Origin of the sequence: Pseudomonas rhizozeae, assembly GCF_031583775.1 — a bacterium.
GTDB lineage: Bacteria > Pseudomonadota > Gammaproteobacteria > Pseudomonadales > Pseudomonadaceae > Aquipseudomonas.
Map to the genome: position 1 here is coordinate 1 of NZ_JAVLSB010000074.1, position 25,690 is coordinate 25,690.

Sequence of the window (25,690 nt, forward strand, 5' to 3'; positions counted from 1 at the left end):
TTGCGCACGATCGGGTTACCGGTCAGCTCGCTGCCGATGTCGCCGGCGCTGCCCGTCACCACGCTGAACACACCCTTCGGAATGCCGGCGCGCTGCGCCAGTTCAGCCAAAGCGAAGGCGGAAAACGGGGTTTGCGAGGCCGGCTTGAGCACCATGGTGCAACCGGCGGCGAGTGCCGGGCCTGCTTTGCGGGTGATCATCGCCGCCGGGAAGTTCCACGGGGTGATGGCGGCGGTGACACCGATCGGCTGCTTGATCACGATCAGGCGCTTGTCCGGCTGGTGGCCCGGAATCACGTCACCGTAGACGCGCTTGGCTTCCTCGGCGAACCACTCGATAAAGGACGCGGCGTAAACGATTTCGCCCTTGGCTTCGGCCAATGGCTTGCCTTGCTCAAGGGTCATCAGGCGCGCGAGGTCGTCCTGGTTTTCGATGATCAGCTCGAACCAGCGACGCAGTTTGTTGGCGCGGTCCTTGGCGGTCAGCGCACGCCAGGCTGGCAACGCTTTGTCCGCGGCGTCGATGGCACGGCGGGTTTCGGCAGCGCCCATCTTTGGTACCGTGCCCAGGATTTCACCGGTGGCCGGGTTGTTGACCTTGATCGTCTGACCGTTGTCCGCATCGACCCAAGCGCCATCGATAAAGGCTTGCTGGCGGAACAACTGGGTGTCTTTAAGCTGCATGTCGGCTTTCCTTAACAGCACCGCACAGGGCGGAGCCATTTTGTGAGGGTCGAAAGGCGCCTTTAAAGGCTGCCGTCAGGGAAATCATTCACTGGGCTGAAGCACAAATAGCGCACGGATTGGACTCGTGCGGTTCAGCACCCAGACAAGAGCGTTTGAAATCTCAAACGAATCCTAGGATCAAAGGGCTTAAAGGACAATAGCCTGTTCGAAAAAAAGAACGAATGGCGGATTTTGTGCGGTTTTACCGATCAGCACGCTCAAGAGCGATTAACAGCCGGAAAAACACAGCCGATTCAGCAGCATGGACGCCCGCAGCGCAACTGAGTATCATGGCGCCCGCATTGCACCAGTAGCTCAGCTGGATAGAGTACTGCCCTCCGAAGGCAGGGGTCGTGGGTTCGAATCCCGCCTGGTGCACCAATTTCTGTAACTGCTTGTTCGGTATATATTTACCGTCAAGTAGAGGGCCTGAAAGCCCAGTGAGGCACTGCATAGTGCTTTTAGGTGGGGCATCGCAACGGTGCCAACCATGCCAGCTCAGCCCTCCTACCTCTTCACAAATCGTTTCGGAACGTACTATTTTCGAATGGTGACTCCGGCGCCCTTGCGCATTGCGTTAGGTCTACAACGAGAAATCCGACGTTCCCTGAAAACCGATAGCCTCAGGCTAGCGCTTCGCCGTGCGCGGCAATACGTTGCTCGCTACGAGGCCGTTTTTGACAAGGTGTTGAATGTGGTTAACCGCGACGATTACCAACCAACAGACGAAGACTACGAGCTGTTTATTGAACAGATCGAACAGGCGGACGGGGCGAAGGATTGGGGCTTGTACTCAAGTGAACCAACAGAGCCAACACTAGCCGCTAAGTCAGTGCTTTCAGATGAAGCATGGTGCGAGATCGAAGAGAAACAGCGCCGGAGCGTCATCGCGATCTTGCTGACTGGACGAAGTAGCGGGGCAATCCCTGAGAGCCAACAGGAGCTCGCTGAGCAGCTTTACGCTAGCGGCCGAAACCTGCCTATGCTCCAGTTCAAAAAACTGCTGCCAGCGCTCCTAGAACGGCTGGCGCTGCAACCAGTGAGCAGTCCAAGACCTACCCCGATCGATCCAAAGCCATTGCAGCAGCCTGACGGACCTACCCTCTACGAACTATGGAAACTGCATTGGGACTCACAAAAGAGGCTCGCCAAAGACAGCAAAAAGTCTGAAAGAACAAAAGAAGACGAGCACGGCCATGCTTGCCGATTGAATATTTTGAGCGGCAACAAACCGGTGAACTTGCTAACGATTGAAGACTTCGAACGCATCTATATGCAGGTTTTCGAAATTCGGCGCATTCGTGGCGCGAAAATTCCAGGTCCATGCTCTGCGCCTGAGTCGATCCTTATAAAAGAAGGGGAAACGCCCATCAGTGCCGGGACGATCGAGAAAATCTCCGTCCGCCTTGGAGCGCTACACAGCTTTGCCTACAAAAAAAATATGACAACCATTCATCCAGATGCTCCTGAGAGACCTGAGATCAACAGCAGCCCTGCTGGTCAAATGCCGCCCGAGAAAGCATTCACTCAGAGTGACCTGCGCGCCATATTCGGTGGCTATCTGTATACCAGCAACGAGCTTACGAGAAGTAACGCAGTGTACCCGTATCAGTTCTGGCTTCCGTTATTGGGACTTTTTACCGGTGGACGACTGAATGAGCTTTGCCAGCTCGACACTGAGGATGTCAGTAAAAACGACATAGACGGCATCTGGACACTCAGCCTGATGGACGACGAATTAGATCGGCCGCTGCCAAAGTCACTGAAGAATCAGTCTAGTCGAAGAATTTTGCCCATCCACAGCGAGCTGATTCGCATGGGATTTCTGGATTTTGTCGGCGAGGCATCAAGACAGGGACGAGAAAAGCTGTTCTCAGATGGACTTACCTATAATCCAAAAAAAGGCTGGGGTAGCAACGCCACGCATTTCTACTGTCGATTCCCGAGTCCGAGCACACCAGCGGCGGGATATTTTTTCAAATGTGGGATTCGCTCCAGGGACTCTGACGGTGAGACGGACAGAAAAAACTTCCACAGTTTTCGTCACACGTTTACCGATATGGCGCGAGAACTGGGGTCGGAAGCATACCTAGTGTTGCCCGACCTCACTGGTCACTCACGAAGCAATGAAGGTCAGGTAGCGAAGTACGGAAACGGGTTCACCATATCGAAAAAACAGGCCGTTCTTGAGGCACTAGTGATCCCCGTAGACCTCGCGAACGTTACATACGCGGACTTTGAAGACCGCCTGGGTGAAAAGCTGCAAGCTAGTATCCAGCGACATCGCGAGGAGTACGGTTTGAATCAAGCAGAACGATTGGCCTGAATGTGTGATCGAGTTGAGTTTGGGCCAGGAATGGCCCTTCGCTCCACCTCCGTTTTCGCGCATGCTAAGTTCAAGACTTACACATCAGCCTGCTCTTAATACCAGCCTGCTCGCGCCACTCATCTCCCATGGTCGGTTTTAGTAGGGCCTCGTAATCCTTCCACTCCTCGGACTCAAGTTTCACGTCCGTGATGATGACTGCGCTTCCGGTGCCTTGAACGGCTGCCCCAAATCTCTCGTACCCCACATAAGCTCCGAATCCGTTTTTCCCATTTACCCTGCCGCATGCGCGCTTACCGTCAGCAGAGATGGTGAAATCTTCGAACTGGACAGCCTCCGGATCTTTGAAAACTGACGCGACACCCTTCTTCGCTGATTCAATAGTCAACAGGCCCTGATCTTCACACCCCACCAGTATCAAAGTGCACGCAGCAACCAGCACGAGTCTCTTCACAAAAAGTCCTTTCTAGTCATCCATGGAATCTGGAGCGAGCTTCGAGCGCCCGCGATTGAGGTTATTGCTGGCGCACATAATTAATTAAGTGATATCGAAATGATACTGGAACCACTGATGTGCACGCGTGGGGCCGGTGTGCAGGTAACCTTTCATCAGCTATCAAAGTAGTAGACAGGTTTGATAGGGGGACAGCCTTTAGCTGAGACCTATCAAATGACTATTGCAGATAGCCTAATGATAGGATTATCATTGATCTATCGAATTCAAGCTTAAAGGATAGTCAACCATGAACGCCCACCTCTATCTCCGAGCATCCACCAAGGATCAAGACGCCAACAGAGCCAAGACCGCACTGGAAGCGTTCGCTGCGGACAAAGGGCTAGTTGTTGCGGGCATCTATGCAGAGAACATCAGCGGGACAAAGCTTGATCGTCCTCAATTACTCGCCATGCTAGAAGCCGCTGCCCCTGGAGACATCTGCCTCTGCGAATCTGTGGACAGACTCACTCGACTCTCCCAATCAGATTGGAAGTCCTTGAAAGCCACGATTGAAGCCAAAGGTTTACGGCTGGTGATTGCCGATCTACCGACCAGCCACCTGCTGGTGCAGGATACCGGCATCACCGGCCAAATCATGGAGGTTGTCAACGGCATGCTGATTGACTTGATGGCAACCATGGCGCGCCTTGACCAAGAGAAACGTGTGGAACGCATCCGTCAGGGCATACAGAACAAGCAAGCCGCTGAACCTGACTGGAAGCCCACCGGCAAGAGCAAGAACGCGGACAAGTGGAAGAAGGTCGAGAGCATCCTGACAAAGCATCCACTGGCCTCCGCTGATGAGGTTGCGAAGATGGCCGAGTGTGGCGTCGCGACGGTCTACCGCATCAAGCGCACACTTAAAGCGTGATCAGACAGATATTCAACAGAGCCCGCCTAGATGCGGGCTTTTTGCTTCAGGACCATTAGCTTGTTCAGATTGTTGAATGCCTTCGACACTGATGTCGGGCCAAGAAAACGTGTAACGACAAAAAACCGATAAAGTACGAATAAACGCTTGCAAGCAATTGATATTTATGAAGTAAACGCTAGACGCTAAATCCTGGGCGCCATATGATCAGCTCACTGCTCCTAGAAGCAGATCAACCATAAACAAAACGAGAGTCGCACTTCATGAACGCTTACCAACGATCCAAACCTAGGAAACACCACTATGAGCACCTTAGAAGACAACGCACGTGACTTCCTCAAGAACCCAATCAGTTCCTACAGACGCCTCGCGCAACATCTGAACAACAGTAATCCCCGCACTGACGGCATCCGCTGGACGAAAGACTCTGCCTACCACCTTTGCCGGAAGAACGGCATCAGCTCGCCTAGACCTTGCCGCAACCAACCCGCAGCGAGCATCACCCAGCGCAGCCATACGCGCCAAGCCATCGCTAATTCGCTCATAGAGGCACTGAGAGCCTCCGGCACCCCGGTCGTATCGCTCTCTCCATTCCAAATTCACGACATCGCCCGCTTGTCCGGCTTTCCTACAGCCACCGTCGCAGGTAACTGGGAGAGACTCGAAGCCGAATTGCTCGCCATAGCTAAGCTACCGCCAAGACCCACCGTGCTGCGCAATTTCGATGACGAGGTGTGACATGGCGGGTAAAAAAGCAACGCCAGACCAAAACGCGCAAGCAGTCATTCTGAGGGAAGCGGGATACACCATTCCCGCAATCGCGCATCAGCTAGAGATCAGCGTGAGCACTGCACAGCGCATTCTGAAAGCGAACAAGACCGTCGCTGGCGCTACTCAGCAGAAGCTCATCGCAAAGGCCAGAGAGGACATGCTGAACGCGGCATTCGCCCTGGAGAAGGTCCAACTGATAGCGGCGTCACTGGTGATGGACGACCTTTCAATCAGTCACCAAATCAGAAGCAAGCTCTCAATAGCTATCGAGCAGCTTGATGTAACTGATATCACCTCTTTCAGAGCGCTGGCAGCGAGCGCCACCGCTCTGAAACTGACTCAAGACGTCGGGCGTCGAGCTCTACCTTTAGAAAGGATGGAAATGGCATTGGACGTGGAAGAGATGCCTGAGCTCCGGATTCACATCATGACGGAGTACGACGTCGCCAAACTGAGAGCCGAGCAACGCAAAGAAGATGCGGAGCAAAACGGTGACGCTGAAGCAATCGAAGGTGAGCTCGAAACTTTGAGCTGGCTTGAGTCAAAAGAGGATGAGGCCTGGAACGAAAGGCTAGCAGTCGAAGACGATGACATCGTGTGCGAAGGCTTTGATAGTGAGGTGACCTGATGGTGACCGCACAAGTGTCAAACCCTTAGAACCAGGAAAAGACCCTCAACCCTCTGGCGACAACCAGGGAACCACAAAAATGAAAATCTGCCCGGATCCGTGCCGGGCATTGAGAATTGTATGACGATCAATCATCAGAGCCCATTCAGGGAGGGACTGGTTTCACAAATTCAAACTCGCCTGCTCTCTAGTGCTCGTAACCGCCACGCAGAAAGCATGGTGCAGAGGCAAGCTTACAGACATCTTTTTGGAGACGAATGGTTTGACCAGCCCCAACCAATCGACGTCGATCTAGATGAATTTGCACACTTGGATGAGCTACTCGGCGAGCCTGCCCTAGAGCTGCCAGCCGGCCCTCGTGAAACTATCCACAGCACGCCTGAAGAGTATCGGGCCATAGAGGTCGGTCTATTTGCGGGAGCACCTTCCTACAGGCCTCTCAGCTCTTCCAGGCCACACATGGAATACCAAGAGACATCTGCTTTTCCAGTGAGTCAGCTTATTCCGAGCGATATCGACGTTGCCGGTTCTGGAGTAAATGCAAAAAACAGACGCTCAAAACGTCGCGGCCGGGCGCTGCCAACCTCAAATAAAACGGGACTTCTCGCTGATTTCTACTTGGGTCATGCAGAACGTGTAGTAGCTATTAAGGATCTACATCCAGACGTTGATCATGAGCAGATAGAGAAAATACTGAAGATCGATGCTTTCGTTCGGAAGCTGGTGCAGGATTATCAGGGGAATGGTGAACTGCCGGACTGGGCGAAATTTGTAAGGCCGGAAATCAAACAGTTCTTTCGTATCTTCCGGCTGTGCACAAAGCCCGACGCGAAAACGATCACCATCCGACTCGATCACGAAACGGCTGAAGCGGCTCTTGCTGCTCCACGTGGACCGGCGAACTACATCGCTGAGATCATCAAGCGAACGCTGGCGAAGCTTGGCATTACGACTGATCAAGCATTCAACATTGAATTCAATCACACCGGCCGCACAGAAAATCATCCTGCTCACATCCATGGTGCACTGTGCATCCCAGGTGACCGGGTGAATGATGTCACAGAGGCTCTCAGGGAGGCGCTAGCTGCCGGCTACAGGCAACGGTACAACAATCTGGCTGTAGACATCGAAGCGCCCCGGAGCGCCCGCTCATGGGCCATCTACTGCATCAAAGAATATGACATTACTGCAAGCAAGCTAACTGGTGAGCGTTTGAAAAAGACCAGTCCGGTTTACTCGACTCAGAAGCTTACCCAGCAAGCGCAGGAGCTGTACGAAAGCATCCGCGCCTGGATCAATTCTTAGGTCTAGGCTAATCGACCTGGACCACCGTGAGCGCTTTCTCGAGCTTGGAACATACCCCATCGCTTACCCGAGGCCGGATTGAGCTTTTATCAGGCGCAAATGGGATGATCTCCGCGTGCGCAGGATTGCCAATAGGATCCTCGCGGGTTGGGTCGACTGGATCAACGGTCACTTCAAAAGCGATAGGGTTTTGGGATTCATCGCCGATCGCCTTTATTGTGGCCACACCGATTACTCCATAACCTTTCAGGTCCACCTTACCTCCCTGAATCGAACGACGGAAAGAAGCGACTATTTCTTCGATCGATGAAATGACTCGGCGGCTGACTGAAGTATTGGGTTTTTCGAAAATACTTTTGGTACCGCGATTTAGCTTCGGGTCCCAGCGCGGAGGATGCAGTGCAATCACAACCTCCTCCTCAGGCAAGGCGAAAGGCCTCGCCTTTATGACTTCCACATCCATCGCCTATCCTTGTTAGATATGCTTTGCGATTTCTGCTTCGAAAGCCGGATCTTGAGCAGCAAAAACCACTCTGTCTTCCATACCATCGACGTACATCGCAATCTCATGTTCCGCAAATGTCAGCTCCACCAAGCTGCCGCCCTGACCGTGCCAATTTAGGATCATCTCTCCGTCGCCATTCATAAAAATGCCCACTGACCGTTCTTTGAGATCATGCGCGATAATGAACATCGTTGCTGCCTGGAGAGAGCGAATCTCAAGAGGCTTTGCCTCTTCACCATCCCACCCTAGCTGGCAGTCCACGAGCATTACTACTCTCGATGCCGAATGCTCATCAAGGCGTATGGCGAAGATCGAAGAGTAGGCACGAGCGGTGATCTGCCTGATCTCTTCGTCATCTAGGGAAGGGTTAAAGCAAACGGATGCGTCAGAGGAATAGCTGCTCGCAAACTCGGCGACCGAAGTGACGTAAACTGATCGCGTATAGCCATGTGCATTGAGTTCTGCGCGGGTGCCGAATCCCATGGTCTGCATTGCTTGCTTAACCCACGCAAGCAGTGTTTCCAGGCAATCAACAGCACGAGGCATAGCTTCGTAATAGCGCGCGGCATGAACGGTCGTCATACATTGCTCCTTGGCTTCATCAGTCCATGAATGGGTTTTGTCAGTCCAACAAAAACCTCATGGATTACGTCTCTCGCACTAGAGAACGCTTCCATGATTCCCGCAACATCACTGCGATCGAAATTGTCGAAATGCACAGACATATCGAGTATGTACGCTCTCTGACCATTCACCATGCCATCTAAGAACTGGAGCATCAATCTCCCGAACTCAAGCGGCATAACAACGTGAACCAGCGGAACCTCTGTTTCACTCAAAGACGAGCGAGAACGGATTGATTCGGGGAGCTTGATGCTCAACCCCATCACTTGATCCAAGAAATCACGCAGAGCCAACCCCTGCGTTAGATCCGCATTGAACGCATCCACATACCGAAGAGACGGTGCAAAGACTTTCGGCCGCCCACCGGAAAACTCCATAGACAGCATCGCTTCCACTCCGTGCCTTACAAGCGGCTCGAAGTCGTCCCAACTGGTATAGGGAGGCACAGCATTTGCGGTGAAAACCCCTGCACCAATTTGAAAAATTGTCGACGATTTTAGCGTTTCCTGGACATCTTGCCCTTGCGGACTATGCGTGTAACGTAAAACCGGACCGCCCGTCATCCACGGGAAACCGGGCGGAACTAGACGCTCTATGTTCTGAAAACCGAGAGTGGCGATCTGTTTGGAAAATCCATCAATATCGGACTCAAGGGATTGCGACAACGGGGGCAGAACCGGGGTAGGTATACCCGGATGGCTGACCACCGATGGCAGCTCCCAACGAAGCTCGGCGATGATTTCGAGCAACGGAGGGTTGTCAAACCTCTCTTTCATGAACGCTTCCCAGCTTTACGAATAGTGGGCAGGGTGGTTGTAAACCGGTAGACCGCAGATAAACCCATGCGACTCCCCCCTTCACCCTACCATCCATGACCGACCTAGCTAGGTCGATCATGGATGGTAAGGTGAAGATAGCATTTTGTATAACCCTGTGGATAACTTTACACGTACATAAACGACAAAGAGCCCTTGCCCCTAGCTTTGAAGGGGATTTTAGAGGCAGAGGGCCTCGTTGAACCATCCCGCCTGAATAGCTGGGTCCGTAGGGGGCGTTCACTGCCGCTCATGTTCGCTAAGGCTACGGCCAAGCCAATGCAATTAATCCCGGTGCCAGCGGATTTGGAGAGAGGCTCCGAAAACCACGAGTTCAGCTAGTCTCTCCGTATCAGTTGCTCAAGGACGATAGACATGCCAGGTAATTCCGAAGCCAACATAGCCACAGCGGACGCTCTCACATTGCTGCTTCACAACCAGCACGCCATATGTGCGGCCATTGAAGAGGTGACCAAGTGGCTGTCCGAGAATGGATCGAAAAGTATCGCTGCCAACGCAATCGCCGCCATGGAAACGCTGGACGCGAATGCTCAAGGCATCACAGACACTATTATGCGACTACGGCAGTCCCCTCCTTCATGAGCGAGCCTTAAAGAAATGCGAATGCCTCAAGAACCTTGCTTCATCAGGATCAGCTCCTTGATTTCGACCTGATCGTAAAGATCAGCGTATTCGACAAAAGACATCGATCCGGCGCCCTTGGTTAAGTCCAATTCTGAGTTCACGATTTTTCGAGCTTCGATCAAATCGCCTTTGGCGATCGCCCTCATCAAGTCCTCGGCGGAGTAGTCTGCCGGCTCAAGTTTTTGAGCAGAAGGTATCTCGCCACCTGTTGCACTGGACTTGCTGGCAACGGAACCGAACCCAAAAAGCAGCACACCCAAGATCAGAAATGCCACGGCGATAAGCGTGTAGTTCTGTTTTTCTGAAATCAGACCTAGGTTGTTTACCCGCATCCCGGCTAGAGATGGGTAGGCACTGTCTACAACGACGCTAGTGTCCATACCCATCGCAATCATCAGCATCACAACGCCAGCAGCACCAATAACCATCCCAGAAATTTTCATGTTCATGAATAGTGATTCCTTTCGTTTAGGCCAGATGGCCGAGAAAAACCGTAATCGAACAGCTTAGCGATCATTAGATAATGACGAGGTGACCTACGTTATTTATTGCTGTGAGTAGTTGCGCAGAGCGAGAAGCACGGCGCCTTGAGGCCAGGATGGGGCTAGAAGTGACGCTTTGTAGAAAGGCCGTATACACACCACTGAAAACTGTCACTGCTTGGTATGTAGCCTCTGCACTCAGTTGGCGACGACCTTCGTCGTCATAATGCAATTGGTGGAGGCCTTCTCCCAAGGGTTGTCAGACTCACAGAACGCCATCGGGGTCATCGGCGTGCCATTGACGGCCCAAGAGTTCGATGGGGTTCGCTCACGGATGTCATTAGCTTCTACGAGCCCCGAGCAGATCTTTTCGGAAGTAAGCGTGGCTCCCTTACCCCCGAAGGAAGGTCGGGTATACATTTTTGCATCGTAGGCTCTAACCACTTCGATGACGACGCAAGAGCTGTCCTTCTGCTTACCCTTGTTGGCGAACTCACAGTGCGCTTCGCCATTCATTTTGGCACTGCAATCCGCCTGGACATCGGCAAACACAGCAGTGGGTAAAGCTAGCGATACAAGCAGTACGATTCTTAGCATTCTGACGACTCGAGGTTTGAGTTGAGTTGTTCCCACGACGCCTAGCGGCTTCACAAAAACGTAGCGGTAAATCGAAAGGGAGCAAACGATCAAGCGGAAAATACTACAAAAACCCATTTTGGGATAATCCTGAAATAGGTTTATTGAACCTGTCGAATTCCTTTCGGCAGCTCCAATGAAATCTATCCACTCTGTTCCCTACCTCCGCTTACTCGATCTATTGATTGAGCGAAGGAATGCGGCTGGGTTAACTCAATGGCAGGTCGCTGAAAAGCTGGGGCGGCCTCAGTCTTATGTTTCAAAGTTCGAGCGCGGTGAACGAAGGCTGGACGTAATTGAGTTTCTAGAGGTGTGTAGACAAACAGGAGCGGATCCCTACGAGATCCTGCGAATCGTTGAGGAAGTAGGCCATCCAGCACCGGGAGCAGAAACTCAATGAAATTTGCATTGCGTGGGTTCGCTGAGTACCGTAGGTGGGACATCAACCAGCCCCACTAAGCTGGTACATTCAGCCAGAAAGGCCCGCTAGGCGGTGGGGAAACACGGGCTACTGACGTGGTGAGTTCGAATCCCGCCTGGTGCACCATACAAAGAAAAGGGCTTAGGTGAAAACCTAAGCCCTTTTTCTATGGCCGCTCGACCACTTCTCGCCTTCTTCATTTCCGCGAAACGCCCCGGCAAGCCGAGGCGCTGCTGCTTATGCTTAGCGGCTGGCGAAGTACATGGTCACTTCAAAACCAATGCGCAGGTCGGTGTAGCTGGGTTTGATCCACATCGTTATTTCCTCTTGTTTTGGCGCCGGAACGCTCCGGCTGGCTTTTACCATTCAGCAGCAATCGCTGGATGGTGTCGCTTCAATTCGCCTCCGACGTAACTGAAGCCTTACATCAGTCGCATCACTGCGACCTCTGTCCTTGTCGCCCGGCAGGACCGCTGTGGCGCGGTAAAACGTCCGGCCGTGCCTTGCCTACGGTGTCCGCAATTCCTTCGATTTTGCCAAGTATCCGACGGAAGAATGACTGCAAGCCGCCGACCATGGGGCTATAGTCAGGGCAGTGGATTGACATCGTTGGCTTGCTAACGATTCAACAAAAACAAGAAATCGTCGGTCTGCGCGGGTTACCGGCAGCATCGGCCAGCGTGAGGTGTTAACTCCGTGCATGCCTTGGAAACCAACCCCAGCGAACTCGCCACTTTCGTCAACGAACACTTCCGCGAACGCAGTATTCGTCCGGACGGGCTGATCGCGCAGTCGTGGTATCGCAGCATCCACCAACACCACCTCAACCCGAGAGGGCCGGCGGCTCAGCACATCCTCACAGCTGAAGAAATCCGTCAGCATCAAGCCTTGCATCAGGACTACCTGACCATCGCCAGCCAAGGCGTGAGCGGGCTGTCCAAGCGTGTGGCGCAGGCCGGTTTTGCCGTGTTGTTGAGCGACGAGCATGGCATCACGCTGGACGCGCGCCTGCCCTCTCAACACGACCCCTATACGCAATCCGGGCTGATCGTGGGCGCTCGCTGGGACGAATCGGTGGTCGGCACTAACGGCATCGGCACATGCCTGGCGGAAGCCCAGGCGATGACCATTCACCGCGAGGAACACTTTCTCACCTCCAACTTTCGCCTCAGTTGCTCGGTGTCGCCGATCTTTGATGCCCAAGGCTTGCTGCGCGGTTGCCTGAACGCCACCAGCCTTAACAGCGACGGACCGAAAGAGGCGCAGTACCTCACCCAACAACTGGTGATCATGTATGCGCGGTTGATTGAAAATGCGCACTTCCGCCAGAGTTTCCGCGACTGCCTCACCCTCGACATCAAGTCCCGCGACGACATCAGTGACCTGGCCTACGAGCACCTGTTGGCGCTGGACGAAAGCGGCCGGGTGATCGGCGCCAATCGCGCGGCGTTCGTCGCCTACGATCAGGCGCATAACCCCCGGCAACCGCACGCGCTGCTCGGCCGACGGATCGACAGCCTGCTGCCGACCAACGTCGATGAGTTGCTGCGCATGACCAGCGGTGGCGGCCGTAGCGTTTGCCTGCGCGCCCTGGCGGATGACGCGCTGGTGGACGTTGGCCTGCGCATTCCGGCCGGTTCCGTGCGACCCACCACGGCGAGCGCGTCGGCACCTAACGTCACCAGTCACCACCCGCTGCTCGATCAACTGGAAGGCGCCGATCCTGTGTTGCAACAAGGGGTGCGACGAATCCGCAAGGTGATCGACAAAGGCATTTCGATTCTGATCACCGGCGAAACCGGCACTGGCAAAGAAGCCTTCGCCCGCGCTATTCACCAAGCCAGCAGCCGTCGCAACGGCCCCTTTGTGGCACTCAATTGCGCGGCGATTCCGGAGAGCCTGATCGAGAGTGAGCTGTTCGGTTACCGCAGCGGCAGCTTCACCGGCGCCAATAAAAAAGGCATGAAGGGCAAGCTGGAAGTGGCCAATGGCGGCACCTTGTTTCTGGATGAAATCGGCGACATGCCGGCGCATCTGCAAACCCGTTTGCTGCGGGTGTTGGCCGAACGGGAAATCTCGCCGCTGGGCAGCGAAGTGCCGGTGCCGCTGGACGTGCAAGTGGTCTCGGCGACCCACCAGGACCTGGCCGAGATGATCCGCAGCAAAGCCTTCCGCGAAGACTTGTTCTACCGCCTGAGCGGCATGACCCTGGCGTTGCCCGCGCTGCGCGAACGCAGTGACCGAGGTGAGTTGATCGAGCAGTTGCTGGCAGCGCAACCCGGCTCGAACGGTTTGCGCTTGCACGCCGAGGCGCGGAAGCGCCTGCACGGCTATGGGTGGCCGGGCAATATCCGTCAGTTGCTCAACTGCCTGCGCTACGCCGTCGCCCTGGCAGAGGACGGCCTGATCGACATCGATTGCCTGCCCAACGAACTGCATGCCGCCCCCTCCCTGCCACATAACCCGACCCCGACCACTCACCTCGCCGAGCAACTCGGCGACGCCGAAACCCGCTACCTGTACGCCACCCTGCGCGAACACCGCTGGAACATCAGTGCTGCTGCGGAGCACTTCGGGATTTCCCGCTCGACGCTGTACCGCAAGATGAAAAAGCATGGAATCGTGCAGCCCAACGACGTGTTCTAAGCCATCCAACCGCGCTTCCCTTTTCACTGGGTTCGTTGTCGCCAAACCCAGTGAAAAAGGAGCGAACCCGAAGGACCGCTCAAGGCATTGCTGATCGAATCCCCAGCCCTGGCCGTTACTCCTGGATGTACACGACGTGGGTGTGCGTGAACTCATACAACCCGTGCTTGCCATCCGCGCCGCCAATCCCCGACTTTCGCGTGCCGGCATGGAAGCCCTGCATGGCTTCGAAGTTTTCGCGGTTGATGTAGGTTTCGCCGAAATCCAGTTCGCGGCTGGCCTTCATCGCGGCGCTGAGGTTGCGGGTGTAGAGCGATGAGGTGAGGCCGTATTCGCTGGCGTTGCTGTAGGCGATGGCTTCGTCGAGGTCGTCGACGATCTGCACCGGTAGGACTGGGCCAAAGATTTCCTTGCGCATGATTTCCATGTCGCCGTTGCAACCGGCCAGCACGGTCGGCTGGTAGTGGAAGCCCTTGCCTTTATCCGCCACGGCGCCGCCGGTCATCAGTTGCGCGCCCTGCCCGGTGGCGGTTCTGACCATCTGCGCGACCTTGTCGAGGCCGGCCTGGTTGATCAGCGGGCCCATGTCCAGATTCGCCTCCAGCGACGGGTCGCCGTAGCGGGTGGCAGCCATGGCAGTGGCGAGTTTTTCGATGAATTGCTCAGCCACTTTACGCTCGACGTAGACGCGCTCGGCGCAGTTGCACACCTGCCCGGTGTTGATCACTCGCGACGCGGTAATGGCGGTCACCGCCAGGTCGAGGTCAGCATCGCCCAACACGATGGCCGGGGCCTTGCCGCCCAGTTCCAGGTTGAGCTTGGTGATGTTCGGTGCGGCGGCAGCCATGATCCGCGAGCCGGTCAGCACACTGCCGGTGAAGCTGATCAGGTCGATGCCGGCGTGGCTGGTCAGCGCATGACCCACACCCGCGCCGGTGCCGCTGACGACGTTGAACACACCGGTCGGCAAATCAGTCTCGGCCACCAGGCGGGCGAACTCGAAGCAGTTGATCGGCGTTTCTTCGCTCGGCTTGATCACGATGGTGTTGCCGGTCACCAGCGCCGGGGCCATCTTGCGAGCGATGAGGAAAAACGGGAAGTTCCACGGCAGGATGCCCGCCACCACGCCCAACGGTTTACGCTGCAGAAAGATGTGCTCGCCGACGCGGTCGCTGGTCAGTACTTCACCTTCCAGACGGCGCGCCCACTCGGCCATGTAGTCGAGGTAGTCGGCGGTGAAGTTAACTTCCACCAAGGCCAGGCCCGGCACCTTGCCTTGTTCTTGGGTAATCACCCGGGCCAGGCGTTCGGCGTTTTCCCGGACTTTGGCGGCGATGCGCCGTAGATAGCCGGCCCGCTCGATGGCCGGTTTGGCCGCCCAGCCCTTTTGCGCTTTGCGGGCGGCAGCGATGGCGTTTGCCACTTGATCGTTGCTGGCCTGCGGCACCCGCGCCAGCAACTCTGCGTTGGCCGGGTTGAACACCTCGATGTGTTCTTCGCTGCCGACAAACTGGTTGTCGATGTAGTTCTGGTAAGTCGTGGTCATGGCGTCAGTCTCCGTGCCGGGCTCAAGGTTTCTTCGCGGTCTGCATGGTTTGCAGCAATTCATGCGAGCGCTTGATGATGTACTGGTGCACCAGCTCGACCTGTTCCGGGGTCAGCTCTTCAGCGAACGACGGCATGCCATCCGGCACCCGGCCGCCGTAGACAATCCCGAGGAAAGCCTGGTGGTTTTCCTTGCTGAGCATGCGCAGGTCCGGCAGCACGCCGCCGCTGATCGCGTTGATGCCGTGACAGGTGTCGCAGTGGCCATTGAAGATCGCGCGGCCCTGGTCAACCTGTTCCTGGGTGCCGGTGAACGGTGGCGGATCAACCTTGTGGTCAGCGTATTTGTATTTCAGGTCAGGCAGCTTGGCGGTGCCGCCGAGTTTGTAAGTGAGCACCTGGGCGTTGGGCTTGACCCCGGCCTTGAGCGACAGCGCCCCGGCGAAGGTGGAAAACGCCCCGCCCCAACCGGCCATGAACGTCACGTATTGCTCGCCGTCCACCTCATAGGTGACCGGGCCGGCCATCACGCCGGTGTTGGCCGGTTGCTCCCAGAGCATCTTGCCCTTGTCGGCGGAGTAAGCGACCACGCGGCCATCGGCGGTGCCTTCAAACACCAGGTTGCCGGCGGTGCTCAGGGTGCCGCCGTTGAAGATGGTCGAGTACGGCACTTCCCAGCGCACTTCCTGCTTGAGCGGGTCCCAGGCGATCAACTTGCCGGTCCAGGTGTCCGCCAGTTTGCGCAAGCCATCCGGGTCTTCCGGCATCATTCCGGTGTTCACCTGCAACTGGTACATGCTTTTGAATTTCTTGCGCGGATGGCCGTCGGTGTCCTGGTACAGCGCCGACATGATGTGCGCCGGGATGTAGACCAGTCCGGTAGCCGGGTTATAGGACATCGGCTGCCAGTCGTGGGCGCCCCAGAAACCGGGCTGCACGAGCTTGGCTTTCTTCTCAGGATCGGTCCAATACACCGCGGCTTTTTCATCGACGATCGGCCGCCCGGTTTTCATGTCGACGCCGGTGGCCCAGTTGATCGGCACGATGTTCTTGGCGGACAACAACTCACCGGTGGCACGGTCGATCACGTAGAAGAAGCCGTTCTTCGGCGACTGCATCAGCACCTTGCGTTCTTTGCCGTAGATCTTCAGGTCGGCCAGCATGATGTGCGCGGTGGCGGTGTAGTCCCAGGCATCACCCGGCGTGGTCTGGTAGTGCCAGACGTACTCGCCGGTGTCCGGGTTGATGGCGACGATGGACGAGAGGAACAGGTTGTCGCCCTTGCCTTCGGAGCGCAGTTTCGGGTTCCACGACGAGCCGTTGCCGACGCCGATGTACAGCAGATTCAGTTTCGGGTCGTAGGACATCGAGTCCCACACCGTACCGCCGCCGCCCTGATCGACAAACTTGTCGCCGTGCCAGGTCTTGGCGGCGATTTCCATGCCCTTGCCTTCCGGCGGCAGCTTGGGGTCGCCGGGCACGGTGAAGAAGCGCCAGTCCTGCTTGCCGGTCTCGGCGTCATAGGCGGTGATGTAGCCGCGCACGCCATATTCGGCCCCACCGTTGCCGATGATCACCTTGCCTTTGACGATGCGTGGCGCGCCGGTGATGGTGATGCTGCGCGAATGGTCGGTGCGGGTATCCACCGACCACGCCAGTTGGCCGGTCTTGGCATCGATGGCTTCCAGGCGACCATCCAGCACGCCGACGTAGACCTTGCCATTCCACACCGCCACGCCGCGATTCACCGCATCGCAGCAGGCTTCGCCGGCGCGACCACGGTCGGATTTGGGATCGTACTTCCAGAGCAGTTTGCCGTCGCGGGCGTCCAGCGCATAAACGATGGAGAACGGTCCGGTGGTGTACATCACACCGTCCACCACAATCGGCGTGGCCTCGACGCCACGGTCGATGTCGAGTTTGTAGGTCCAGGCCAGACCCAACTTGGCGACGTTGCCGTCGTTGATTTTTTTCAGCGGGCTGAAGCGTTGTTCATCGTAGGTGCGGCCAGTGCTCATCCAGTTGCCCGGCTCGCTGTCGGCCGCGCTGATGCGCGCACCATCGACCGCCGCAGGCTTGTCCGGTGCCGCCAGCACAGCACCGCTGACCGCGGCACTGAGCACAAGTGAGGTAAAGAGTTTGCGTGCGACCGAGGGGGCACCACCGCCCAACAGGCATCGCTGCTGGCTAATCTGGTTCATCGTTGAGTCTCCGATTCTTATTAGTAGGCACCGCAGCCTCACGCTATCGGTACACAGCGATAGCGCAACGACTGTGCCAGGCATGGAGAAAGGGACTACAAGGCCGATGCCGCGGGGGTTTCAGTGCGGCGGAGGGGAGTTCTCGGCGCAGGGGTGTAGCGGGCAGGTGTCGCAGAAATGCGACAGGTGGTGCGACAGGTGTAGCGGTTCTCAGGTGGGCGATGGGAAGGGCGAAACAGCGGAGGCCAAAAAAAACCGCCGCAGCGGTTTTTTCATTCACTCAGTCGTCCAGTCAAATTCATCGTACTCATCCTCATCCCCCACCTCGTCCAGCTCCTCGTCCTCCAGACCACTGTCGTCAACGAGCTCTTCCGGCTGATTCAGCAGAAATTCCTTACGCGTCTCGGTCACGGCCTGACGGATCTCGGCGCTTTTGAGCAACTGGGCGATGCGATCGATTTTTTGCGCCACGGCTTCCTCCAACGCATCGGCAATAAACGGATAGTGCGCCCTTTCGCGGGGTCGTGCCAAATGCGCTGAAGGATGTCGGTCAGGGTTTGGCCACTTGCTTGAGGCGTGCGTCGAGATTTTCGGCGGGATAACGTTGCCGTAAAGACTTGAGCAAGGCATCGGCTGCTGGACCTTGATTGGCAGCGCGCAGGCGCAGGACTTCGCGCAGTTGATCATCCAGGCTCGGGGCCACGCGGGCAGCGGATTTTTTGCTGGTTTTGGCTTCGTCGAGAGCCCCGGCGCGCTCGGTGCTCAGCGCTTCCTGCTGCGGCGCGGCGAAGTCGGCCATGGGCGCGGCCGGCACAGGCGCGGCCATTTCGCCGGCCGGTGCGGAAAGGGCGCGCGCGACAGGCGCCGGCGCACGTGCCGCTTCGGTTTTGACCGCGGCTTTGGGTTCGGGGGCGAAGTCGTAAGTGGCTTGCGGAACCGGGGCGCGTTGCACCAGCGTCAGCATCAGGGCCACGCCGACCAGGCTGGCGAACGCCACTTGCCAGCGCGGCTGCTGGCAGGCACGCAGCCATTTTTGCCAAAGGCTGGGCTTCACGGCCGGGGCTTCACGGTGGGCTGCAGCGAGGATGAACGCATCGAGGTGCGCCGGAGGTTCGCCGGGGGTGTTGTCGCGAAAATGTTTAAGCACTTGGTCTTCCGGTGTCGGACGGGCGTCAGTCATGTCAGTACCTCCTCGGCCAGCAGCCGACGCAATTTTTGCTGGGCGTAACGCAAGCGGCTCTTGACCGTTTCCAGCGCAGTGTCGGTGAGCGCCGCAATCTGTGGCAAATCGAGGTCGCCATGGGCGCGCAGCAGGAACACTTCGCGCTGGTCAGCGGGCAGGGTCTGCAATGCGGCGTCGAGGCGCTGGCTGTCGCGGCTGAGATTGAGCAAGTGTTCCGGCTCGTTGCCATCGTCGACCTGGGCATGCAGTTGTTCGTCGTAGCTGTCGTGCAGCGGGTTGCGAACCCCGTGTTTGCGCCAATGATCAATCAGGCGATTGCGGGCAATTTGGTAGAGCCAGGTACGAAAACTCGCCCGCCCTTGTGGCTGACTGGTGCTGCGGATCAAGCTCAGCCAGGTGTCCTGGTAAACCTCCTCGGCCCATTCTGCCTTGCCGCTCAGGCCCAGCAAAAATCGATACAAGCCTTGGCGATGACGCTGGTACAACGCGTCGAACGCCGTCGCTTCGCCCGAACGGTAACGCGCCAACAGCGACTCATCGCTGCTGGCGCCGGCGTTATCCACAGCCGCCCTGCCGGTCATTCGCGACTTGAAACCTGATGGCCGGCGCCGGAGGATTGCAGGCTCTGCGCGAGCTCCACCAGTTGCACGAATTCGGCGCGCAGCCCATAGCGATCATCACCTCGTGCCGCGCGGGCCAGGGCTTCAGTGTCCTTGAGTTGGAAGCTGCCGGTGTAACGACCGTCCTCGAGTTGCTGGGAAAACGCCGCAACCGCTGCGGCAAACCTCAAGTCATCACTGGCCGCGGCCAGGCTGCGGAGTTTTTCGCCGAGGATTGGCCGCTCGATCAAACGACTGTTGCCACCCTCCGGCGACTGATAACGCACGCGCAGCATTGCCATTTCTCCATTTTTTGCGGAAACGTCTGACACCACCTCACCATAGCGCAGCGGCTCCAGCCAACCCTTTTGGCCTTTCGGTACGATTTCGTACAACGCCGTCACCGTGTGGCCTGCGCCGATTTCGCCAGCATCGACTTTGTCATTGCTGAAATCCTCACGCTTCAGGGCGCGGTTCTCGTAGCCGAGCAAACGATATTCGCTGACGTGGGCCGGGTTGAATTCCACCTGGACTTTGACGTTTTTCGCCACCACCGCCAAGGTCGAGCTGAGTTGGTCGACCAACACTTTGCGCGCCTCGCGCAAGTTGTCGATGTAGGCGTAATTGCCGTCGCCGGCATCGGCCAATTGCTCCATCAGGTGTTCATTGTAGTTACCCACGCCAAAACCCAGGGTGGTCAGGGAAATCCCGGTCTTGCGTTTATCCACAGCCAGTTGTTTGAGGCTGTCGAAGTCACTGATGCCGACATTGAAGTCACCGTCGGTGGCCAGCAGGATGCGGTTGATGCCATTGGGGATAAACGCCTGACGGGCCATTTGGTAGGCCAGTTCGATGCCTGAAGCGCCCGCCGTGGAGCCACCCGCCGTCAGTTGTTCAATGGCGTTGCGGATTTTCGCCTTGTCGCGACCCGAAGTCGGCTCCAGCACCACCCGCGATTCGCCGGCATACACCACCAGCGACACGCGGTCCTGCTCGCGCAATTGATCGACCAGCAATTTCAGGGTGCTTTTGACCAGCGGCAAACCTTCGCGGCGGTCCATGGAGCCAGACACGTCCACCAGAAACACCAAATTCGCCGGCGCCAGCTCCCCCACGGCGCGGTCGGAGGCCTTGATGCCAATGCGCAGTAATCGGGTGTGCGGGTTCCACGGTGACGGCGCCAGCTCGGTGGTCACGCCGAACGGCGAGCCATCGGTGGGCGACGCGTAATCGTAGGGAAAGTAATTGACCATTTCTTCCAGTCGCACCGCGCCTTGCGGCGGCAACTGCCCCTGGTTGAGCAGACGCCGGACATTAGCGTAGGCGCCGGTGTCGACGTCGGTGCTGAAGGTCGAGACCGGCATTTGCGCGACACTGTGAATCGGGTTGTCGGCCAGCGCCTGGTACTGCTCGCGGGATTCATCGCGATAGCCCGGCGGGCTGATGTCCCCGGCCGGCATGGGCGCGTACATCGACTTCGATTCCGCCCGTGCAGCGCGTTTCACCAGCGCACCGTCGGCCATCAACGCTTCGCTGTGGACCGGCGCGGGCAGGCGTTGACTGACGGGTTGAGCAGGCGCGGCGGTCGACGAGGTTTCAGGCGTGGACGAGACGCCGCAACCGGCCACCGCCAGCAATAAAACGACGGCGAAACCCTGGGCGGCGGGGCGAAGGTCGTGCAGAGGGAGGGACATGGGGGCTGACCTCAGGAGGAAATTGATTCATTCCCCTGTTGAGACGGCCAGCCCTCAAGCTTCGGGTTAATCACCCGAACATTTTTTTCAGCGGTGGTAACGGCGCACCACGCTGCTGTTGCGCAGTACGTGACCTTTGATTTTTTCCAGCAACTGCACGCGGGTCAGGCCGGCGGGCAACGCATCCGGTGCGAGGTCAAGGGCAAAGATCTGGATGATGTAGTGGTGGGCGCTGTCTCCGACCGGTGGGCACGGACCGATGTATGTGGTGGTGCCTTTGCTGGTGGTACCGCCGACACCTTCGAGGCCGGGTTTGCCGCCAACGCCGGAAGCAATCTGGTGGGTCGTCGGTTTAATGCCGTAATGCACCCAGTGATCGACGCCCTGCCCTTTGCCGCCATCGGGGTCGTGCATGACAATCGCGTAGCTGAGGGTGCCTGCCGGGCCGGCGTTCCAGTTCAGGGCCGGCGAGACGTTGTGCCCGCCACAGCCCGCCGCGTCACTGGCGGCCGCCGAAGTGAACAGCCGATCGTCGGTCACGCCGGGGATATTCAGGGTGAAACGCTCTTGGGCCTGCACTGGCAATTGCACACAGAAGGCGACGGCGATGGCCGCCAGCCAAGGGTTCAGAGAGGTCAATCGGGTCATGCCAAGCACCTTGCGCTGATGGGGCCGTCGTCGGCCAGCGAACTATAGCCGCACGCTCGCCGGTGTGGCACGGGGAATTGGGCTGAACCTCGGCAGAATCGCCCGACTCCAACGGGAAATGCCTGCCGGAGACTGATCATGACCTTGCACCGTGTCGCCCGTGTTGCCGATGTCAGAGAAGATCGCGGCCTGGAAGTGCAGATCGCTGACAGCAAAATCGTGCTGTTGCGTACCGGTCATGAACTGCGGGCCTATCAAGGCGAGTGCCCGCACGCGGGGGCACCACTCGCCGACGGGGCAGTGTGTCACGGTCGCTTGATCTGCCCGTGGCACAAGGCAGCGTTTCGATTGGAGGATGGCGCGCTGTGCGAACCGCCGGCCCTGGACAGCCTCAAGCGCTATCACCTGGAAGTGCGCGATGACGAGGTATGGGTCGATGACCAACCCTTGCTCGCGCAGAAAACCCCGCTGACCGATGACCCGCGCACCTTTGTGATTATCGGCGCGGGGGCGGCCGGTACCGCAGGCGCCGCCGCCCTGCGGGAGACGGGCTTTGGCGGACGCATTCAACTGATCGACCGCGAAGCAGACGCCGGCTACGACCGCACTGTGCTGAGCAAATTCGTGATTGCCGGCGAAATGCCGCCGGACGACACCCCACCGCTGCGCGAGGCCGGGTTTTACGATGAACAACGCATCGAACGGGTGAATGATGAAGTCACTGGCCTCGACACGACGCAGCGCACGATCCAGTTAAAACAGGGCGAAGCTCTGAGCTATGACGCCGTGTTGATCGCCACCGGCGGTCAACCACACGCCCTCGACATTCCCGGTGCGGATCTGCCGCAGGTGTTTTTGCTACGCAGCAAGGACCACGCGCGGCAGATCGTCGAAGCCGCCAAACCGGGGCAACGGGCAGTGATCATCGGCGACAGTTTCATCGCTATGGAGGCCGCATCGGCCCTGCGTAAACATCGACTGGACGTCACCGTCCTGGCCCGCCACGCCACCCCCTTCGCCGCGCAATTCGGCGAGCGGGTCGGAGAGGCCATTCGCGCGCGGCACGAAGCCAACGGTGTGCTATATCACTGCGACGGTCAGGCGGTCAGCATCGAAGGCACTGACAAAGTCGAAGCGGTGCTGCTGGATAACGACCAACGGTTCGTCGCCGATCTGGTGCTGGTCGGGGTCGGTGTCAGCCCCGCGACCGATGTGTTCAGCAACTTGCCGCAGGAGGACGATCATTCACTGACTGCCGACGGTGGCATGGCGGTCAGCGAAGGCGTGTGGGCGGCCGGCGACATTGTGACCTTCCCGCTCAACGGCACGCCCGAGCGCATCGAACATTGGCGCGTCGCCCAGCAACAGGCGCGGATCGCCGCGCTGAACATGCTCGGCGGGCAAGAACATTATCTGGATGTGCCGTTTTTCTGGACCTACCACTTCGGCAAGCGCTACGACTACTTGGGCCACGCCGAAAATTGGGACGCAGTGGAGTTCAAAGGCGACCCGAACCATCCGCCGTTCATTGGTCTATTGGGCAAGGACGGGCTGGTCGCGGCGGTCGTGGCCTGCGATGAAGAGCGCGCTACGGCGATGCTCGCCCAGCGCATGAAGCAACCGCTGTCTCTTGACGAAGCGTGGCGGCTGGTTCGCGATTTCAGCAGTCAGAGTTGAATGCTTCCCGGCCGTTTGCGAACGGCAAAACGCCCGACCCTGCGTTTAGCAGAAGCCGGGCGTTGACGATCGCTTAGTGCAAAGCAGCGCTTACTGAATCACACCCGCGCCACCGAGTTTGCTCATCACAAACCCGATGAATTGTTCGACGGTCATTTTCTGGCCGTTGAACTCCACCTGATTGGCAGCGTAATGCAGCTTGGTCACGATGTTGTTGCCGTCCAGCGTGGCCAATTGGCTGCCCACGGCCATGGCACTGGCCATGTCGGCGGTGGCGCTGGCCTGGTCGGCAATTGCCTTGGCATCGGTCTGGCCGTCGATCTGCGCCTGGATGCCCACCAGGTCGGCGATCATCGGCTTCGACACTTGCAGATTGAAGTCGAGCAACGCGATCAGCTGTCGGCCCAATTGATCGGCCGGCAGATCCAACGACTGCGGCTTGGTCAGGTCGACCACCAGGTTAGCGCGGCTTTCACCGTTGGCCGTGGTGAAGGAGAGATTCTCCAGAGCGACTTGCGGACCGCCGGCCAGCAGCTTCTCGATGTCAGCCTTGGCCTGGGTTTCCTCGGCCGGGGTGAGGTTCAACTCCGGGGCCGGCTCGCCCGCCGCCGTGGCTTCGGCCAGAGCTTGCTCGTAAGGCTGCAGGCGCGTCTGGTACAGCTGCATCAAGGACATGGTGGCGGGGATGTCGAGGTTCTTCAGGCTCATGGCCATTTTCGCCGAACCCACCACTTTGTCGTTGAACGACACTTCGCCAACCTTGTAATCCGCACGGCCCGAGGCACTGGTGCCGGACTCTTCGGTGGCGTTCTTCATCTCGAAGTTCTTGAAGTTCAGCACCGACTGTTTCACACCGAAAGTGGTCTTGGTGTTGGTCAGCTCCAGGGTGTTCTCGCCAACGTAATAGCCGTAGCTGCTTTTGCTCAGGTTACTGGCCAGGGTCAGGCCGTTCAGCTCGACCTGCACCGGTGCCTGGTCTTCCGACACGGTGACCAGTTTGAGGCTGTCCATGTAGCCGCTGAGCTTGACCTTCTTCGCTTCGGCGCTGGCATCCATGTCCATCTTCAGGCCGGAAAACTTCAGGCTCGATTTTTCATCCAGCGCGGTTTCCAGCGGCAGCAATTCCAGATTGCCGTTGGTGGCACGGTCGTAGCCAATGTTGACCACGCCTTTGAGCGGCGACTCGCCCTTGGTGGCGGCGAACCATTTTTCGGTCAGCGCGTTCTTTTCCAGGGAATAGTGACTGGTGGCCATGACCGGCAGCCACTTGAGCGTGGTCAGGCGCGAGAACGGCAGCGGGCCGTGCTCGATGTGATCGACCAGCAGCAGTTCAACGGGCTGGTCACCGAACATCTCGCCGTCACCCTTGAGGCGGTAATGCGCGGTACTGGTGAACACGCCGCGCTCCAGCGACACCAACTCCAGAGTCGCGGTGCCTTTGGAGCCCACCAGGGCTGTCTGCAGTTCCTTGTTCGCGTCGCTGATCGAGGTTTGCAGCACCCCTTCAAGCTTGGTGCCGGTGTACCAGGCGCCCCCGGCGCTGATAGCACCCACGGCGACAACGATAGCTAACAGAACCCCTGCAGATTTATTCATGGTTTACCCGATCAATGTCCGTTGTTGAGGGTGTGGCGGTCGTTCGCTGACCCGAATCGGTCAGCGGGCACGACAGCACGAAAAGTGCGTGGAGATTAGCACTGGCCGCGCGAATGGACCCAGCGATTAAGGGTTAAAGAGTGTTTGGACGATGAGTTTGTTCCCGCGCCAGGCGGGGGACAGGGTCGAATTCTGCTCTGCTGTTTGTGGCGAAGAGGGCAGTGCAGCGATCTGACGATGATTTGGGTACATCCGCAGATTATTCAGTCGCCGATAGTCAGCTTTCTTCGGAACGCCGCCCGGAGCAAGCCCGCTGTAAGAGCGGAACCTATATCAGCCATCACAAAAGGAATGGATATGTACGCATGCAAGATCTCTAGCGCCTGAGCGAGAGTCATCGCTGGCAAGCCAAGCTCCCACAGGGTTTTGGTCAATCCTCGGATTATGAAGTGACTGATAGTCAGCTTTCGCGAGCAGGCTCGCTCCCACAGAATTACTCGTACGACCCGAACCCAGGTCGGCTACTAGGCCGCCTCGGCGCACAGCTTTTGATTTGGCTTTTGATCTGCTCTGCCCCGTTAACCAGAGGCTGAACGCAGGTCTTGCGCAGTGGGCAACCCGGCAGGACGCCGGTTTAGCCGCCCCCGGCCA

At 57.7% G+C, this 25,690-nt stretch carries 25 protein-coding genes and 1 tRNA gene; 10 read left to right on the forward strand and 16 right to left on the reverse strand.

Going from position 1 to position 25,690, the window contains the following annotated elements:
- On the reverse strand, nt 1–683 hold a 683-nt coding region (locus RG836_RS25870; protein WP_310850613.1), incomplete at its 3' end, for an aldehyde dehydrogenase family protein.
- Between the two features lie 346 nt (nt 684–1,029).
- Between RG836_RS25870 and RG836_RS25875 the strand changes: the two genes are divergently transcribed.
- Nucleotides 1,030–1,106, forward strand: a tRNA-Arg gene (locus RG836_RS25875).
- A gap of 109 nt (nt 1,107–1,215) precedes the next feature.
- Nucleotides 1,216–3,051, forward strand: coding sequence for a site-specific integrase (locus RG836_RS25880; protein ID WP_310850615.1), 1,836 nt, complete (start codon nt 1,216–1,218; stop codon nt 3,049–3,051).
- Nucleotides 3,052–3,121: 70 nt separating this feature from the next.
- Here RG836_RS25880 and RG836_RS25885 read toward each other — a convergent pair whose 3' ends face one another.
- Nucleotides 3,122–3,505, reverse strand: coding sequence for a hypothetical protein (locus tag RG836_RS25885; RefSeq protein WP_053221333.1), 384 nt, complete (start codon nt 3,503–3,505; stop codon nt 3,122–3,124).
- Between the two features lie 289 nt (nt 3,506–3,794).
- Between RG836_RS25885 and RG836_RS25890 the strand changes: the two genes are divergently transcribed.
- The 4 genes from RG836_RS25890 to RG836_RS25905 all read left to right on the forward strand — a co-directional run bounded on the left by RG836_RS25890 (nt 3,795) and on the right by RG836_RS25905 (nt 7,122).
- The gene (locus tag RG836_RS25890; RefSeq protein ID WP_010565378.1) at nt 3,795–4,418 is read left to right on the forward strand and encodes a recombinase family protein; all 624 of its coding nucleotides are present in this window, start codon (nt 3,795–3,797) and stop codon (nt 4,416–4,418) included.
- A 303-nt stretch (nt 4,419–4,721) separates the two neighbouring features.
- On the forward strand, nt 4,722–5,156 hold the full coding sequence (locus RG836_RS25895; protein WP_048400796.1) for a hypothetical protein: 435 nt from the start codon (nt 4,722–4,724) through the stop codon (nt 5,154–5,156).
- Between the two features lies 1 nt (nt 5,157).
- The gene (locus RG836_RS25900) at nt 5,158–5,817 is read left to right on the forward strand and encodes a helix-turn-helix domain-containing protein (protein WP_048400798.1); all 660 of its coding nucleotides are present in this window, start codon (nt 5,158–5,160) and stop codon (nt 5,815–5,817) included.
- A 120-nt stretch (nt 5,818–5,937) separates the two neighbouring features.
- Complete coding sequence (locus tag RG836_RS25905) at nt 5,938–7,122, forward strand: hypothetical protein (protein ID WP_310850623.1); 1,185 nt, start codon at nt 5,938–5,940, stop codon at nt 7,120–7,122.
- Nucleotides 7,123–7,129: 7 nt separating this feature from the next.
- Here RG836_RS25905 and RG836_RS25910 read toward each other — a convergent pair whose 3' ends face one another.
- Genes RG836_RS25910 through RG836_RS25920 form a run of 3 tightly spaced genes read right to left on the reverse strand, consistent with a single transcriptional unit; the run spans nt 7,130 to nt 9,027 of the window.
- On the reverse strand, nt 7,130–7,585 hold the full coding sequence (locus tag RG836_RS25910; protein WP_048400800.1) for a hypothetical protein: 456 nt from the start codon (nt 7,583–7,585) through the stop codon (nt 7,130–7,132).
- Nucleotides 7,586–7,597: 12 nt separating this feature from the next.
- Nucleotides 7,598–8,209: a hypothetical protein gene (locus RG836_RS25915; protein WP_048400802.1), complete on the reverse strand. Its 612-nt coding sequence runs from the start codon at nt 8,207–8,209 to the stop codon at nt 7,598–7,600.
- Nucleotides 8,206–9,027 (reverse strand): TIGR04255 family protein, encoded by an 822-nt coding sequence (locus tag RG836_RS25920; protein ID WP_048400805.1) that lies wholly within the window; start codon nt 9,025–9,027, stop codon nt 8,206–8,208. Before RG836_RS25920 ends, RG836_RS25915 begins: the two co-directional genes overlap by 4 nt.
- Before the next feature lie 414 nt (nt 9,028–9,441).
- Here RG836_RS25920 and RG836_RS25925 point away from each other — a divergent pair, with 414 nt between their 5' ends.
- A complete protein-coding gene (locus RG836_RS25925; RefSeq protein WP_048400806.1) occupies nt 9,442–9,669 on the forward strand; it encodes a hypothetical protein in 228 nt (75 codons plus the stop codon).
- Nucleotides 9,670–9,695: 26 nt separating this feature from the next.
- Here the strand turns inward: RG836_RS25925 and RG836_RS25930 are convergent, their stop codons facing one another.
- On the reverse strand, nt 9,696–10,160 hold the full coding sequence (locus RG836_RS25930) for a hypothetical protein (RefSeq protein ID WP_048400808.1): 465 nt from the start codon (nt 10,158–10,160) through the stop codon (nt 9,696–9,698).
- Nucleotides 10,161–10,391: 231 nt separating this feature from the next.
- Nucleotides 10,392–10,907, reverse strand: coding sequence for a hypothetical protein (locus tag RG836_RS25935; protein WP_310850626.1), 516 nt, complete (start codon nt 10,905–10,907; stop codon nt 10,392–10,394).
- Nucleotides 10,908–10,965: 58 nt separating this feature from the next.
- On the opposite strand from RG836_RS25935, the gene RG836_RS25940 reads away from it, so the two are divergent.
- Nucleotides 10,966–11,229, forward strand: a complete 264-nt coding sequence (locus RG836_RS25940) for a helix-turn-helix domain-containing protein (protein WP_082149474.1) — start codon at nt 10,966–10,968, stop codon at nt 11,227–11,229.
- 264 nt (nt 11,230–11,493) lie between these two features.
- Here the strand turns inward: RG836_RS25940 and pqqA are convergent, their stop codons facing one another.
- Nucleotides 11,494–11,565 (reverse strand): pyrroloquinoline quinone precursor peptide PqqA, encoded by a 72-nt coding sequence (pqqA, locus tag RG836_RS25945; protein WP_310850641.1) that lies wholly within the window; start codon nt 11,563–11,565, stop codon nt 11,494–11,496.
- Between the two features lie 381 nt (nt 11,566–11,946).
- Between pqqA and RG836_RS25950 the strand changes: the two genes are divergently transcribed.
- Nucleotides 11,947–13,896, forward strand: a complete 1,950-nt coding sequence (locus tag RG836_RS25950) for a sigma-54-dependent Fis family transcriptional regulator (protein ID WP_310850628.1) — start codon at nt 11,947–11,949, stop codon at nt 13,894–13,896.
- Nucleotides 13,897–14,011: 115 nt separating this feature from the next.
- Here the strand turns inward: RG836_RS25950 and aldA are convergent, their stop codons facing one another.
- The 7 genes from aldA to RG836_RS25985 all read right to left on the reverse strand — a co-directional run bounded on the left by aldA (nt 14,012) and on the right by RG836_RS25985 (nt 21,766).
- Nucleotides 14,012–15,442: an aldehyde dehydrogenase gene (aldA, locus tag RG836_RS25955; protein ID WP_310850629.1), complete on the reverse strand. Its 1,431-nt coding sequence runs from the start codon at nt 15,440–15,442 to the stop codon at nt 14,012–14,014.
- A gap of 22 nt (nt 15,443–15,464) precedes the next feature.
- Nucleotides 15,465–17,642, reverse strand: a complete 2,178-nt coding sequence (locus tag RG836_RS25960) for a PQQ-dependent dehydrogenase, methanol/ethanol family (protein WP_310850630.1) — start codon at nt 17,640–17,642, stop codon at nt 15,465–15,467.
- A gap of 276 nt (nt 17,643–17,918) precedes the next feature.
- A complete protein-coding gene (locus RG836_RS25965; protein ID WP_409078110.1) occupies nt 17,919–18,113 on the reverse strand; it encodes a hypothetical protein in 195 nt (64 codons plus the stop codon).
- A 79-nt stretch (nt 18,114–18,192) separates the two neighbouring features.
- A complete protein-coding gene (locus RG836_RS25970; protein WP_310850633.1) occupies nt 18,193–18,822 on the reverse strand; it encodes a hypothetical protein in 630 nt (209 codons plus the stop codon).
- On the reverse strand, nt 18,819–19,406 hold the full coding sequence (locus RG836_RS25975) for an RNA polymerase sigma factor (RefSeq protein ID WP_310850635.1): 588 nt from the start codon (nt 19,404–19,406) through the stop codon (nt 18,819–18,821). Before RG836_RS25975 ends, RG836_RS25970 begins: the two co-directional genes overlap by 4 nt.
- Nucleotides 19,403–21,118, reverse strand: coding sequence for a vWA domain-containing protein (locus RG836_RS25980; RefSeq protein ID WP_310850636.1), 1,716 nt, complete (start codon nt 21,116–21,118; stop codon nt 19,403–19,405). Before RG836_RS25980 ends, RG836_RS25975 begins: the two co-directional genes overlap by 4 nt.
- A gap of 87 nt (nt 21,119–21,205) precedes the next feature.
- Entirely contained in the window at nt 21,206–21,766 is a 561-nt protein-coding gene (locus RG836_RS25985; RefSeq protein ID WP_310850637.1) for a YbhB/YbcL family Raf kinase inhibitor-like protein, read from the reverse strand.
- Nucleotides 21,767–21,904: 138 nt separating this feature from the next.
- Between RG836_RS25985 and RG836_RS25990 the strand changes: the two genes are divergently transcribed.
- Nucleotides 21,905–23,443, forward strand: coding sequence for an FAD-dependent oxidoreductase (locus tag RG836_RS25990; protein ID WP_310850638.1), 1,539 nt, complete (start codon nt 21,905–21,907; stop codon nt 23,441–23,443).
- Nucleotides 23,444–23,533: 90 nt separating this feature from the next.
- Here the strand turns inward: RG836_RS25990 and RG836_RS25995 are convergent, their stop codons facing one another.
- Nucleotides 23,534–25,039 (reverse strand): YdgA family protein, encoded by a 1,506-nt coding sequence (locus RG836_RS25995; protein WP_310850639.1) that lies wholly within the window; start codon nt 25,037–25,039, stop codon nt 23,534–23,536.
- Nucleotides 25,040–25,690 lie beyond the last annotated feature (651 nt).